Below are 13,475 nucleotides of genomic sequence, written 5' to 3'. Positions count from 1 at the left end.
TACGGCAAGAAGATCGAGGTCGACGACCCGTGGGGCTACGGCCGTTCGCTCGAATGGGCGACGTCCTGCCCGCCGCCGCGGCACAACTTCCTCACACTCCCCCGAATCCGGTCCGAATCACCGGCGTTCGACCTGCACCACCCGGAAGTCGCGTCGCGCGACGAGGCGAGCGTCACCGGCTACCGAGACGTCATCGAGCCGGGCAAGGGCGCGGCACCCCCGCTGGGGGACGACAAGGACGGCCGGTGAACGGTGTGGAGGACGGAGCCCGCGACAGCGCCGACATGGCGGCGGGCTTCGCCCGGCTCGAGGGTTATCTGATGGCCAACGCCCATGTCAGCGCGGCCCGTACGGCCGCCGAAGGGCTCGCCGACCGGATGCCCTGGCTCACGGCCGCCGAACGCGCCGAGCTCGTACGCCTCAGCACGGCCGACCGCATTCAGGCGTCACGGGAGCACTTCGAGGCGGTGGCGCGAAGGGCGCGTGAACTGGAGGCGCAGTACGCGGCCCGCTACCGGGACCTGCGGCGCCGGGTGCTGTGCCGAGGAATCGCCTGCCTGGCCGCCTGCGTCGCCCTCTGCACGACCACCGTCATCCTCGCCGCCTGCCGCTGACACGACACGGCATCGGCGCGAGACGCCTCTCCCGCCGCGACGGCCGGGCCCACCGATGGCCCGGCCGTCGCGGCTCGAACCGGCCTCGGGCCGGGCGTCGGAGGCGTCCTCGTCCCTTACGTTCCTCGTCCCTTACGTTCCTCGGCCCGCCGTCCGACGGGGCGGCCGCCGAGCCGGCGCACCGCCCGCGCCTCTCCTCGCCCCGACGGGGACCGGTGGCCGGGGGAGCAGCTCCGCCGCGGTCGGGGCCGGGCCGCCCGAATAATCGGTGTCACCGACGGAGCCCGCCTCGGTAGCGTCGCCGCCGTGACTCCAGCAGACCTCGCCGCCGTCATCTCCGACGGCGTACACAAGGCCATCCAGTCCGGACGCATCTCGGGAGAGGCGCCGCGGGAGATCCGCGTGGACCGCCCCCGCCACCGCGGTCACGGCGACTACTCGACCAATGTCGCCATGCGGCTCGCCCGGTCCGCGGGTCTGCCCGCCCGAGCCGTCGCCGAGGTGCTCGCCCCGCTGGTGAGCGCGGCCGACGGAGTCGCGAAGGCCGAAGTCGCGGGCCCCGGCTTCCTCAACATCACGCTGGAGAGCGCGGCGATCGGCGCCCTGGCACGCGACATCGTCCTGGCCGGGGCCGCCTACGGCCGTACGGAACGGCTCGGCGGCCTGCGGCTCAACCTGGAGTTCGTCTCGGCGAACCCCACCGGTCCGGTGCACATCGGCGGTGCCCGTTGGGCGGTCGTGGGCGACGTGCTCGCCCGGCTGCTGGAGGCGACGGGCGCGGACGTGTCGCGGGAGTACTACTTCAACGACGCCGGAGTCCAGATCGACAGGTTCGCCCGCTCGCTGCTCGCCGCGGCGCACGGGGCACCGGCGCCCGAGGACGGCTACAGCGGCGCGTACATCGAGGAGATCGCCGCCGCGGTGCTGCGCCGGGAACCCCGTGCGGCGGAACTGCCGGAGTCCGAGGCGCTCACCGTTTTCCGGACGGAGGGCACTGCGCTGATGTTCGACGAGATCAAGACCTCGCTCGTCGCCTTCGGCACCCGCTTCGACGTCTACTTCAACGAGAAGGACCTGCACGACCGGGGGGACCTGGATGCCGCCCTCGCCCGGCTGCGGGAGGGCGGTCACGTCTTCGAGGACGACGGCGCGGTATGGCTGCGCACCACGGACTTCGGTGACGACAAGGACCGTGTGCTGGTGAAGGGCGACGGCTCGTGGACGTACTTCACCGCGGACTGCGCGTACTACCTGAACAAGCGGTCCCGGGGGTTCGAGCGGGTCGTCATCATGCTCGGCGCCGACCACGCCGGCTACGTCGGCCGGATGCGGGCCATGGCGGCCTGCTTCGGCGACGCCCCGGACACGCACCTGGAGATCCTGATCGGCCAGCTCGTCAACCTGGTGAGGGACGGGGAGCCGGTGCGGATGAGCAAGCGGGCCGGCACGGTTCTGACCCTGGACGACCTGGTCGAAGCGGTCGGCGTCGACGCCGCCCGTTACGCGCTCGCGCGGGCCGGCGTGGACGCGACGATCGACCTCGACATCGACGTGCTCACACGGCAGTCCAACGACAACCCCGTCTACTACGTCCAGTACGCGCACACGCGGCTGTGCGCCGTGCAGCGCAGGGCGGAGGCGGCCGGGATCGGGAAGGGCGCGCCGCAGGACTTCGACCCCTCGCTGCTCAGCCACGCGCGGGAGGTCGACCTGCTGGGCGTGCTGGCCGAGTTTCCGCAGGTCGTGGCTGCGGCCGCGACCCTGCGCGAGCCGCACAGGGTGGCGCACTACCTGGAGCAGCTGGCCGGCACGTACCACCGCTTCTACGACGCCTGCCGCGTCCTGCCGCGGGACGGCGAGGACCCGGACGACCGCACCAGGGCCCGGCTGTGGCTGACCGACGCGTGCAGGGTCGTGCTGGGCAACGGGCTGCGGCTGCTGGGGGTTTCGGCACCGGACCGGATGTGAGCACGCGACCCCGTTCGTGAGCGTGCGGCCGCCCGATCGACGGCCGATCGCAGAGCGCCCCTTCGCCGATGTGAGCGTGCCATCGCCGGTGTGTCGGCCAGGTGGTGGCGGCCCGCCCGAGGCGCCGGGTGCTCCCAGCCGGTGGTCGCGGTCTTCCGGCGGCGCAAGGGCGCCGCGGCGCCACTACGCCCGTCGGCTGAACTTGTGGCCGGTCCTCGCAACTCGCGCGGACCGGCCCCGCCGCCGGCGCGACGATGGAGGAGCAACGGAGTGCCGCCGTCCGAGAAGGAGCTCACCGTGGCAGCCGAACACACCACCCCGCCGGCCGAACCGGCCATCTTCGTGTCGGTGGACGACAGTCATCGGGCGGAGCTGGTCCTCACCGGGGACATCGGGGCAGCGACCCTGCGTGAACTGGAAGAGACCCTCGACGCGCCCCCGCTGGCCGAGGCCGCCGAGTGGGTCGTGGACATGAGCGGGGTCACCCATCTCGACCTCGCGTGCGCGTACGCGCTCCTGCGTGCGGCCACCCTGCGTGCGAAGCCCGCGGAGCTGACCATCCGCGGGGCGCGGCGCGCGGTCCGCCGGACGCTGCGGCACGCGGGGCTCGACGCGGTCGCCACGATCGTGGAGTGACGAGGAGCAACGGGTGACGGCCGTCGCGTTCGCGGTTGCGCTGAACCGGCAGCGCCTCGACCGGCCCTGCCGTGGGGCTGTCTGACGACGCGCGTCCGGTCCGGTCCTCACAACGTCCGAGAACAGTACTATGCGCCGTCGCCACCGGGTTGCAGCGTGTTGCGGACTCCTGCGGGCGGTCGGCGCCGGGCCCGGAACCCGTCCCGGACGCCGGTGACCGGGCAGGCGGCGCGAGCCAGCGAAGGAGCAGCCGCCCGGGGCCGTACGGGGACCCCGGCGGCGCCCGGTGCACCTGCGGCATCGCGGATATGGGTTCATCATGACTTGTGTGGCCTGTACCGGCACACCGACGGCCGGCCGCTTCACGTTACGGGCCCGCGGAGCGGGACGCCCGTCCGCGTTCCTCGCGGCGATGCCCGCCCGCCCGCCGCCGCGCGCGGGCCGTGTGTGCAGCACCAGTTCCCAGCTTCCCGGCGCGAACAAGGAGTGCCGTTCCATGGACATGAAGCTCGAGGTCGTGGTGATCCCGGTCGCCGACGTCGACCGGGCCAAGGCCTTCTACAAGGCGCTGGGTTGGCGCGAGGACGCGGACTTCCCCACCGAGGACGGCTTCCGTGTGATCCAGATGACCCCGCCCGGCTCCCTCTGCTCGGTGATCTTCGGAAACGGAGTCAGCGATGCCGCGCCCGGATCGGCTCAGGGACTCCACCTGGCGGTGTCGGACATCGAGGCGGCGCGCGCGGAACTCGTCGAGCGGGGAGTGGACGCCGGCGAGGTCTTCCACGACGCCGCGGGCGTGTTCCACCGCGCCGGCACCGCGAACCGGGTCTCCGGGCCCGACCCCGAACGCCGCAGCTACTGCTCCTTCGCCTCCTTCAGCGATCCCGACGGCAACGGCTGGATCCTGCAGGAGATCACCGAACGCCTTCCCGGCCGCTGACCCGGGAGCGAATGGACCGAGGTGACCGCCGATGGCGGACGAGAGTGTGCTGCACCCGAGCCTGATCGCCCCGGTCGGCCACGTCGAGCCCGTACCGCGCCGCATCCGGGGCCCGGTCGGCGGCCACGTCGCCTTCGACACCCGTCGTGCCCTGTACGTGTGGGAGTGGCTCGCCTACCCCCAGTTCGCGATATCCACCTGACGCGATGACGGAACACCGCGCGCGCCACGCCCCGGGGTCGTCGAACGGGATGCGGTCAGCCTCCCACGGCCTTCGCCCAGCCCAGGTCGACCGTCACCCTCGCCTTCTCCAGTTGCGCGTCCGTGGGGAAGCGCGGCTCACCCTCGACCGTCGGCAGCATGGCCGCGGCGGCCTCGTCGAGGGTGCCGTCCTCGCGCATGGCCTCCATCAGGACCGGGCGGGCGTAGCCCTTGAGCCGGAGGTTCTGGCCCGCCGGGCTGAAGAGGTACTCCTGCCACAGGCGGGCCGCCGCCGGGTGGGGGGCGTTCCTGTTGACCGCCAGGGCGTAGTACTGGGCGAAGCTGCCGTCGAAGGGGATCGCGACCTGCCAGTCCACGCCCTTGCTGCGGAACCGGTCCGCGTAGTCGAGGTTGACGTAGTCCCAGTCGATGCTGATCGGGGTCCTGCCCGTCTCGACCGCGGCCGATGTGGACTCGACCGGGTTGAAGTTGCCGCGGTCGTCGAGTTCGGCGAAGAAGTCGAGGCCGGGGCGGATGTCGTCGAACGACCCCCCGTTGGCGAGGGCGGCCGCCCAGACCCCGGCGAAGGCGGTGTTGGAACGGGTGGGGTTGCCGTCGAGCGAGACCATCCCCTTGTACCGGGGGTTCAGCAGGTCGGCGAAGGTCCTGGGGCAGGGTTCGACGCGGTTGGCGTCGCAGCCGATGGAGATGTAGCCGCCGTAGTTGTTGGACCAGCGGGCCTCACCGTCCTTCTGGGTGTCCGGGATCGAGTCGAACGCGACGACCCGGTACGGCGCGAGCAGATTCTGCCGGGCCGCGGTTCGGGCGAACGTGTCCCCCAGGTCGATGACGTCGGGGGCGCCGGCGCGCTTGCCGCTCCGCTTGATGGCGTCGATCTCGTCCTGGCTGGAGGCCTGCGGATCGTCGACCGTGACCTTGATCCCGTACTTCCTCTCGAAGTCGTCGATCAGGCCGCCGTAGTTGGCCCAGTCGCGCGGGAGCGCGATCGCGTTGAGCGCGCCTTCCTTCCTCGCCGCGGCGATCAGCCTGCTCATGCCCCCCGCCTCCTGCGCGGAGGTGGCGACCGACGGCTTCACGGGCGTGGGCTTCCTCGGCGTCTCGGTGCAGCCGCTCAGCAGAGCGAGGGCGAGACAGCCAGCGGCGGCCGCCGTTCGGGCACGAGATGAGGTCACGATTGCTCCAGGACGCGGGGGTCGGGAACGGGTGGTGGGTCGGGAACGAGCGGTCGTACGGGGCTGCGCGGCGGCCCTCACCCTGCCGTGCCGTCCTGCTCCCGGCCCTCGCCGGAAAGCGGCTCCTCCTCCGCGAGCAGGAGTTCGGCGAGTCCTTCCACCGACGGGCCGGCGCCGCCGTGGAGGGAGAGTTCGGCCCAGATGACCTTGCCCGTGGCCGTGTAGCGGGTGCCCCAGCGTTCGGCGAACCGGGCCACCAGGAAGAGCCCCCGGCCGCCCTCGTCGGTGACCTTGGCCCGCCGCAGTCTTGGCGAGGTGCTGCTGCCGTCGGAGACCTCGCAGATCAGGGCCCGGTCGCGGACGAGACGGACGGTGATGGGCTCGGTGCCGTAGTGGATCGCGTTGGTGATGAGCTCGCTGAGTACGAGTTCGGCGGCGAAGTCGATGTGGCCGAGCCCCCATTCACGGAGCCGGCGGACACAGGCGGCGCGGACGGGGGCGACCGCCGCCGGGTCACGGGGCACCTGCCAGTCGGCGACCAGGGTGGGGTCGAGCCGTCGCGTGCGGGCCACCAGCAGCGCGATGTCGTCCCGGGGCCGCTCGGGAATCATGGCGTCGACGACGGCCGCGCAGGTCGCCTCGGGAGTGAGGCCGGGTCCGGACAGCGCGGTGCGCAGGGCCGCCAGGCCGACGTCGAGATCGCGGTCCCGGTCCTCGATCAGCCCGTCGCTGTAGAGCACCAGCCGGGACCCCTCGGGCACGGTCAGCTCTGCGCTCTCACCGGGCACTCCGGCCCCGAGGCCCAGCGGCGGGGAGATAGGCAACTGGGGGAAGTCCACGGCCCCGCCGGGGTGGACCACCGCCGGCCCGGGATGGCCGGCGGTGGCGACCGCCAGCTGACCGGAGGCGGGGTCGTAGACGGCGTAGAGGCAGGTCGCGCCCGTGATGCCCTGGCCTTCACCGTTGCCGGCGTCCTCGTCGTTGTCGATCTGGGCCACCAGTTCGTCCACACGGCCCAGCAGTTCCTCCGGCGGGATGTCCAGGACCGAGAAGTTGTGCACGGCGGTGCGCAGCCGGCCCATGGTGGCCGCCGCGTGCAGACCGTGCCCCACGACGTCGCCGAGGACCAGCGCGACCCGGGCACCGGACAGCGGGATGACGTCGAACCAGTCGCCGCCCACCCCCGCCCGGGCGGGCAGATAGCGGTAGGCCACTTCCAGTGCCGTCTGCTCGGGCACCCGACTGGGGAGCAGGCTGCGCTGCAGGGTGACGGCCATGGTGTGTTCCCGGGTGTAGCGGCGCGCGTTGTCGATGCACACCGCCGCCCGGGCAGCCAGTTCCTCGGCGAAGGACACGTCCTCCTCCTCGAACGGCGGGGAGGCCTCGGTCCGCCAGTAGTGGGCAGCCCCGAGCACCACCCCCCGGGCGCGCAGCGGGACCACGATCAGGGAGTGGATGCCGTGCTCCAGTACCCGGCGGGCGCGGTCCGGGTCCTGGGCCTGCCAGCCTTCGGAGGCGCTCAGGTCCTCCACCAGTACCGCCCGGCCGTCGGCCGCGCCGGCGGCCGCTGGGTGGGCGGGGACGAAGCGGATCAGTTCGCCGGCCGGGTAGAGGAGGTGGTCCCCTTCCAGGCCGACGAGCGCGGTGCGGCGCATCTCGGTGCTCGCGCCTGAGGGTTCCTCGCCGTGCAGGACCGGCTCCAGGAGTTCGACGGTGACGACGTCGGCGAAGCGGGGGACCGCGACCTCCGCGAGTTCCTCGGCGGTCCGCCGGACGTCCAGGGTGGTCCCGATCCGCACTCCGGCGTCGTAGAGCAACTGCAGCCGCCGGCGGGCGGTCTCGGCCCTGCCGGAGAGGGCCTGCAGCTCGGTGGTGTCCCGAAGCGTCACGACCCTGCTCGGCGGTCCCTGGGCGTCGGTGAACCGCTTGTTGACGGCGAGGAGGCGGTCGGCCGCCAGGTGCACCTCGTCGGTGGCCGGGCGATCGGACGTCAGCATCTCGGTGAGGTCGGCGTTCAGCCCCAACGCTCCCACGCGGCGGTGTTCCGCGTCCTCCGGCAGGTCCAGCAGGCGGCGGGCCTCGTCGTTGGCGAGCAGCAGCCGGCCGTCACCCCCGACGATCAGCACGCCTTCGCGCACGGCGTGCAGCACCGCGTCGTGGTGCTCGTACATCCGGGTCATCTCGGCCGGCCCCAGGCCGTGGGTCTGTCTCTGGAGGCGGCGGCTCACGAGCGCCGACCCGCCCGCGGCGAGCACCAGGGACCCGGCCGCCACCCCGAACAGGACAGGCAGTTGCTGGTTCACCTTGTCCTGCACGTTGCCCACCGTGACCACGGACGACACGATGGCGACCACCGAGCCACCGGTGTCCTCGACGGGGACGGCGGAGATCACCGAGAGTCCCAGGGCTCCCTGGAAGGTCCTCGTGAACGTCTTACCCGCCGCCGCTTCCGCGTACGGGCCGATGACGTGCTTTCCGATCTGCTTGGGGTCGCTGTGGGTGAGCGTGATCCCGTCCGGCCGGTAGACGATGATGGCGTCGACGCCGGCCGCCCTGCGGACCGCCTCGGCGCTCGGTTGCAGCGCCGCCGTGGGGTCGGGGCTCTCCAGTGCCGCGAGCAGCCCGGGCGAGTTCGCGAACGTCTGGGCCGCGGTGAGCGTCCGGTGCCGGGCGTCCTGCATGCTGTCGCGGCGCGCCTGGACGACGAGAGCCACGAGCGCGGCGGCGACGACCAGCACCACGACCCCCAGTTGCAGGAGGAACACCTGGCCGGCGAGGCTGCGCACGCTCAGCAGGGAACGCAGCCGACGCAGCAACCGGGCGCTCCACCGGCCGGATGGATGATCGCTCCCGGACGGCGTCGGTGTGCTGCGCCTGTTCCGCCCCAAAAAATCACGCATGGAGCATTTCTATCGTTTTCGGCCGCCCGTGATGGGGTGATCGGAGGGCGGGCCGCGGGCGGTCCCCGCCCGCCGCCGTGCAGACCTCTGCGGTCGCGGCGCCAGCGGCGCCGGGGCAGTGGACCGGCTCAGGTCATTCCGCGCGCCGGTCGGTCGCGGCGCGGAACTCACGGGTGATCTGCGCCGCCTCCTCCAGGTCCCGGGTGTCGGTGAGCAGGACGTGGCCCGAGGTGTAGGCGTCCGACCATGCGCAGACCGCGGCCTCGCCGGTCGGCGTGTCGACGTGACCGCAGCCGAGTCGCCCGCGCAGCGGACCGGCGTCGAAGAAGGCGGTGTCCCGGGCGCGGGCTCCGGCGAAGAAGTTCCGGAACTCCTGGGTGAAGGAGTCGCGCTGCTTCTCGGCGGCCAGTTCGGGGTCGTCCTCGACGGTGTGGACGGACAGGAGTGCCGACACTCCCGTCGCTTCCGAGCCGTAGTACCAGCGCTTGGCATCCGACTGCCGCTCGGGGCCACGCTGCGCCAAGGCCGCGTCGACGACGGCGGTTTCCTCGCGCGCCATGAGGCGGTGGTGCCGCAGCCGGTTCGGCGGTGCGACGGTCCGCTCCGGCACCGCGCTCGCGCCGACGGAGTCGTCGGCACCGGCCTCGGCGGCGCGCGGCTCGGGGTTGTGGACGGACACGGCCTTGAAGCACCCGGCGGCGGCGACGAGCGCCAGCACGCCGAGCACGATCCGCCGGCGCTTCGCCCGTGCTGCCGCAGTCGCCGCCTCCGACGTGGGCGGGTGCGCCGGGCCGGCCTGCCGCCAGGATCGCGTCACCCGCCAGATCAGAGCCATGACGGCCCCGGTGACGAGCAGGGCTCCCAGAGATTGGCCGGCGGCGTAACTCGAGGAGGTGGAGTCCACGGAAAGAGTGATCACCGCAGGATCCTAAACGCTCATGCGTTCGATGCCGGAGTGGATTTCGCCGTCTGACCGGCCGCGGAGCGGTGGCGACGCCCCGTGCGCAGGATGCGGCCGCGGCGCCTTGCCCGCTGGGTCCCGTCGAGGTCCTCCCAGCCCGACCCGGTCACGGCCGTTACGACGAGTCGCGTCGCCGAACGGGAACCCGGGGTCCGGCACCGGCGGGGAACGCCGCGTGGATCGCGGGTGACGAGCACGCGCGATCTGCGGTCCGTTGTCGTCAGCGCGCGGCACCGCCGCTCGGCCGGCCGCTGAGCATCGACCAGAACTCCAGTACCTTCGTGCCGTACCCCGTCGGTCCCTCCGCGCCGTGAACCGACGCCCGGTGTGCCGCCGCGGAACGCCCATGCCTGCCAGGGCAGTTCGGCGGGATCGGGAGGTCAGCCCGCATCCGGTACCTCGACGATGTTGCCGTCCTCGTCGACCGCGTGCGTACGCCAGTAGACGTCCCACTTGTCGTCGACCTTCTGCGGCACCTTGCCCTCGGGGTACCGCACGTAGCCCTTCGGAGGCTCTTCCCCGTCCTTCGCGCACGCGGAACCGGTGTTCCCCACCGTCATGACGGGGTACTCGCCCTCGCTGCAGATGTCGTCCTGGAAGGAACACCCGGTCAGAGCCACCGCCGCGGCGACCGCGCTGAGAGCGGTGGCCGCGGCGACGCGTACCCCACGGCGTCCGGTGGCTCCGGAGGCGGGGCGGCTGATCGTGCGGGTCCTGGGCATGGCGGTCTCCTGTCGCTCGGTCTGCGCACCACTGTCGTCGACGTCGATCGTGGTGCCCTGAGTACGCCTACTCAGGAATGCGCTCGCGCATGCTCAGCGGACCGAGCCGACGGACGCGCGTGCCCGTCAGGGCGTGCCGTGCCGACGGGACGGCGGGGGCCCGCCGGTGTGTCCCGAACCCAGCAGGGCCCGCGCCGAACGCACTTGACGGCCGGAGCAAGCCCTGGGTACCGGAGCCGGCGGCGCCGGGCGGCTCACCTGCCGGGAGCCAGGTCGCGCTTGGTCGCGGACACCAGGCGACGGCGCGTCACACGGGCGCACTCGTGCCAGAACGGCACGGCGGTCAGGTACGCGCCGAGCGCGGAGAGGATGCCGAGCGAGACGTCCACGCTGAGCCGCCCCTGCTTGGTCCAGTACACGTCCTGCAGATCGAGGAGCAGGGCGAACTCGTCGGCGATCAGGGCGGTTCCCGAGCCGTACGCGGCGGCGACGGCCGGGTGGCCGACGGCGCGTTCGTCGCCGCGCACGGCGATGAGGCCGATGCCCGCCAGCGTCCCGATGCCGAAGTTGTAGTGGTGGAAGTGCCGGCCGGCGGCGGTGATGTTCCCCCACGGCAGCCATCCGCCGCGGATGCCGTGGGTGATGACCCGGACGCTGCCCCAGGTGACACCGAAGGAGATCCACGTCACGATCAACGATCTCTTGGTGGGTGTCAGGTGCTGGTCCGCCGATTGGCGCCAGCGCGCCATCAGCCCCGGCCGCGGCCGGCGGCGCTGCCGGGATGCGTCACCGCCCATGGGGCCGGCGTTCCGGATCGGCCGGAGCGTGCCGCTCCACGGTTCCTCCTCCGACGGCGGCACGGCCACCGGCGGTACGGGCCTCGGCGGTACGGGCCTCGGCACCGTGTGCACCGTTGGCACGGGGAGCGGGACGGAAGGCCAAGGCGACGGCGGCCATGCAGTCGTCGCAGTACTCGTCGCGGTCGTTCACGGCGTCGCGCGTCCACTCCGCCGTGCCGCCGACCGTCCGTGTGCACAGGACTTCGCCGTTGCGGTCGAGGGCGTGCCAGAGGAGAGCGGTGCCGTCCTCCGCGGTTATCCGTTCGGCGCGCATGCTGTACATCGGCCACCTCCGACCCGGACGCCGTTGAGGTCCGGCTTCCATCAGAGTCCCGGAACGTACGGGCTGCCACTCAAACGCCACCGAACGAGTGAAGCGCGAGGCGCGGCTGGTACGGGCCTCCGGCACGAGGCGGAACTCACCCGGCCGGAGTCCGGTTCTGCGTGTGGGGCGGCGGGGCGCACGCTGAGCAGGCCCGATCCGCATGGGACGGCGAGTCCGCGGACGTCCGTACGGGACGTTCCGCGATCCTCGGCCCCGCCCGATCGGAGGATGTTCGTGCGGCGGGTGTTTCAGTCGTCGATCGTCGGCGACCCGAGTGGGGACGGACAATCATCCGCGAACGGAGGAGGCGCTCCAAGTGGAGCACGAGAACTGGCGTCACGACGCGGCCTGCCGTGACGAGGACCCCGATCTGTTCTTTCCCATCGGCCACACCGGACCGGCCCTGTTGCAGGTGGCCGAGGCCAAGGCCGTCTGTGCCCGCTGTCCCGTCCGCGAGCAGTGCCTCGAGTGGGCCATGGCCCACGGCCAGGACTCCGGGGTCTGGGGCGGCCTCGGTGAGGACGAACGCCGCGCGCTCAAGCGCCGGACGGCGCGACAGCGTCAGCGGGCGCAGCACGGTTCCGCCTCGTAGCCGAGCGCACGGCACCGTCCCCGCACGGGACGGACGCGACGGCACCGGGTCGTGCGCCGCCCGGCCGGACGGACCGCTCGTCGGCTGGTCACGGCCTAGTGGTCCCGTCGGCCGGGCGCGCCGAGCCGGCCTGCCGACAGGACGAGTACGACCGCCAGCAGGACGACGGGCAGCAGCGGCGCCGCCGTTCGCGCCGTGCCGACGGCGAGGGCGCCGAGCGCGGCCCCGACCGGGATCGCCGCGAGCAGGGCGACCCTGCTCCAGTCCGGTCGGCGGCGCGCCAGGACGTCGGTGAGCAGAGTCGTGAGCAGCCCCGTCATGTACGTGGTGGAGATGCCCGGCGGCCCGGCGGCCCGGATCGTCGCGCTCTGGCAGCCCATCGCCAGGGCGGCGGCCCCCAGGAGAACGGTCCGGAGGGGTGCGGGGGGACTGCCGTCCACCGTGAGCCAGCCCACCAGGACCCCGCACAGCAGCAGCAACTCGCCGACGAGCAGAGTTCGCACCCCCGACCGGTTCGCGCGTTCACAACGCTCGCAGTACCGGGCGCCCGCCAGCACACCGGCGATGTAACCGGCGAGCGCGACGACGGAGTTCCCCGCCAGGTCGGGGTCGGACCCCCCGATCGCGATCCCGACCAGGGCGAGGTTGGCCGTCATCACACTGACGAAGACCCCGCCCAGGGCGAGGAAGCTGATCGCGTTCAGCGCCCCCGTCACCAGCGTCAGCATCAGGAACAGAGCCCGGGACCGCGGACTTTCCGGCCTCGCCGGTGATGACGCGGACGTCTCCATCCGGGTACCTCCCTGGAATTCGCACGTGCCGCGCGGGCGCGGGATCCGGCTGCCGGCCCGAGCCGCTCCGGCGCGTATCGACGGTCAGCCTAGGGAGGATCCACGCGGAGCCGGGGGAGGGCGCATGGGCTGCCCGGAGGATTCCGGGCGGGCGAACAGCGGGACGGGCCGTCACGGAGTGCCGTTGCGTTCGGCGCCAGTCCGGCATCGAGCACCGTGCCCGCCGCTCCTGTCCCGGCGCGGTACCGTTGCCGGATTCACCGGGATACCTGGCCCGGCTGGAGGCGGAAAGCGAGTTGGCCGACACCCCCGGCACCGGATGGCCGGGAAGCAGTGCCGGGAACCTGCCGACCACGGCGGGTGCCACGGTGAGAACCGGAAGGCGCGGGACTTACGGAGACCGCCTCGTGGACGACTTCGGACGAGCAAGGGACGCACGGCGCTGATGCACGGGAACCGGAACGAGACCCAGACCCCCGACGCGGCCGGGGACGACAAGGGCTGCCTCCGGTGGGTGATCGGCGTACCGCTGGTGCTGCTGCATCTGCTCGCCGGCTTCCTGTGCTTCTTTGCTCTTCGCGATCAAGGCCTTCGCCGTCCTGACGATCGCGACCGGAGCCCTGGCTCTGCTGATCACCCTGGCCCCCTCGCACCGGGCCGCCCTCAACCGCTGGTGGCTGGTGCCACCGATGGCCCTGATGCTCGCCGCCGGGGTGCGCCTGGCCCTCCCGGTGTAGCCCGCCGGTTGGCCCGTGAGCGTTCGTCGGCCACGCTGAGCGGCGCCGGCGGTCCG

At 72.6% G+C, this 13,475-nt stretch carries 13 protein-coding genes and 2 pseudogenes; 8 read left to right on the top strand and 7 right to left on the bottom strand.

The window, feature by feature from the left end; translation table 11 throughout:
• From BLT82_RS15940 to BLT82_RS37150, 6 genes and pseudogenes are all read left to right on the top strand, one after another.
• Nucleotides 1-249, top strand: a pseudogene (locus BLT82_RS15940) (cytochrome ubiquinol oxidase subunit I); the annotation flags it as partial.
• Nucleotides 246-614 carry a hypothetical protein gene (locus BLT82_RS15935; RefSeq protein WP_244292001.1) on the top strand — a complete coding sequence of 123 codons (369 nt, stop codon included), beginning with the start codon at nt 246-248 and terminating at the stop codon, nt 612-614. The pseudogene BLT82_RS15940 and the gene BLT82_RS15935, both read left to right, overlap by 4 nt.
• A gap of 306 nt (nt 615-920) precedes the next feature.
• Nucleotides 921-2,582, top strand: a complete 1,662-nt coding sequence (argS, locus tag BLT82_RS15930; RefSeq protein WP_093655212.1) for an arginine--tRNA ligase — start codon at nt 921-923, stop codon at nt 2,580-2,582.
• A gap of 297 nt (nt 2,583-2,879) precedes the next feature.
• Complete coding sequence (locus BLT82_RS15925) at nt 2,880-3,218, top strand: STAS domain-containing protein (protein WP_093655281.1); 339 nt, start codon at nt 2,880-2,882, stop codon at nt 3,216-3,218.
• A 496-nt stretch (nt 3,219-3,714) separates the two neighbouring features.
• Nucleotides 3,715-4,158, top strand: a complete 444-nt coding sequence (locus BLT82_RS15920; protein WP_093655210.1) for a VOC family protein — start codon at nt 3,715-3,717, stop codon at nt 4,156-4,158.
• A gap of 31 nt (nt 4,159-4,189) precedes the next feature.
• Nucleotides 4,190-4,351 (top strand): annotated as a pseudogene (locus BLT82_RS37150) (DUF427 domain-containing protein); the annotation flags it as partial.
• Nucleotides 4,352-4,415: 64 nt separating this feature from the next.
• Here the strand turns inward: BLT82_RS37150 and BLT82_RS15910 are convergent.
• The 6 genes from BLT82_RS15910 to BLT82_RS15880 form a co-directional block, all read right to left on the bottom strand.
• The gene (locus tag BLT82_RS15910) at nt 4,416-5,552 is read right to left on the bottom strand and encodes an ABC transporter substrate-binding protein (RefSeq protein WP_404204259.1); all 1,137 of its coding nucleotides are present in this window, start codon (nt 5,550-5,552) and stop codon (nt 4,416-4,418) included.
• Nucleotides 5,553-5,629: 77 nt separating this feature from the next.
• Nucleotides 5,630-8,452, bottom strand: coding sequence for a SpoIIE family protein phosphatase (locus BLT82_RS15905; RefSeq protein WP_093655208.1), 2,823 nt, complete (start codon nt 8,450-8,452; stop codon nt 5,630-5,632).
• A gap of 133 nt (nt 8,453-8,585) precedes the next feature.
• Nucleotides 8,586-9,371 carry a hypothetical protein gene (locus tag BLT82_RS15900; RefSeq protein WP_093655206.1) on the bottom strand — a complete coding sequence of 262 codons (786 nt, stop codon included), beginning with the start codon at nt 9,369-9,371 and terminating at the stop codon, nt 8,586-8,588.
• 422 nt (nt 9,372-9,793) lie between these two features.
• Complete coding sequence (locus BLT82_RS15890; protein ID WP_167746021.1) at nt 9,794-10,135, bottom strand: SCO0607 family lipoprotein; 342 nt, start codon at nt 10,133-10,135, stop codon at nt 9,794-9,796.
• A 254-nt stretch (nt 10,136-10,389) separates the two neighbouring features.
• Nucleotides 10,390-10,932, bottom strand: a complete 543-nt coding sequence (locus BLT82_RS15885) for a hypothetical protein (RefSeq protein ID WP_093655202.1) — start codon at nt 10,930-10,932, stop codon at nt 10,390-10,392.
• A complete protein-coding gene (locus tag BLT82_RS15880) occupies nt 10,922-11,257 on the bottom strand; it encodes a hypothetical protein (protein WP_093655200.1) in 336 nt (111 codons plus the stop codon). Before BLT82_RS15880 ends, BLT82_RS15885 begins: the two co-directional genes overlap by 11 nt.
• Before the next feature lie 358 nt (nt 11,258-11,615).
• On the opposite strand from BLT82_RS15880, the gene BLT82_RS37925 reads away from it, so the two are divergent.
• Entirely contained in the window at nt 11,616-11,891 is a 276-nt protein-coding gene (locus tag BLT82_RS37925) for a WhiB family transcriptional regulator (protein WP_244291999.1), read from the top strand.
• A 95-nt stretch (nt 11,892-11,986) separates the two neighbouring features.
• Here the strand turns inward: BLT82_RS37925 and BLT82_RS15870 are convergent, their stop codons facing one another.
• On the bottom strand, nt 11,987-12,619 hold the full coding sequence (locus tag BLT82_RS15870; protein ID WP_244291998.1) for a YoaK family protein: 633 nt from the start codon (nt 12,617-12,619) through the stop codon (nt 11,987-11,989).
• Nucleotides 12,620-13,251: 632 nt separating this feature from the next.
• Between BLT82_RS15870 and BLT82_RS37920 the strand changes: the two genes are divergently transcribed.
• Nucleotides 13,252-13,419 (top strand): hypothetical protein, encoded by a 168-nt coding sequence (locus tag BLT82_RS37920; protein ID WP_244291997.1) that lies wholly within the window; start codon nt 13,252-13,254, stop codon nt 13,417-13,419.
• Nucleotides 13,420-13,475: the final 56 nt, after the last annotated feature.

The organism is Streptomyces wuyuanensis, from assembly GCF_900103455.1.
Lineage (GTDB): Bacteria > Actinomycetota > Actinomycetes > Streptomycetales > Streptomycetaceae > Streptomyces > Streptomyces wuyuanensis.
Note: the sequence above shows the minus strand (reverse complement) of the source record. Positions and strands in the feature narration are given on the sequence as shown.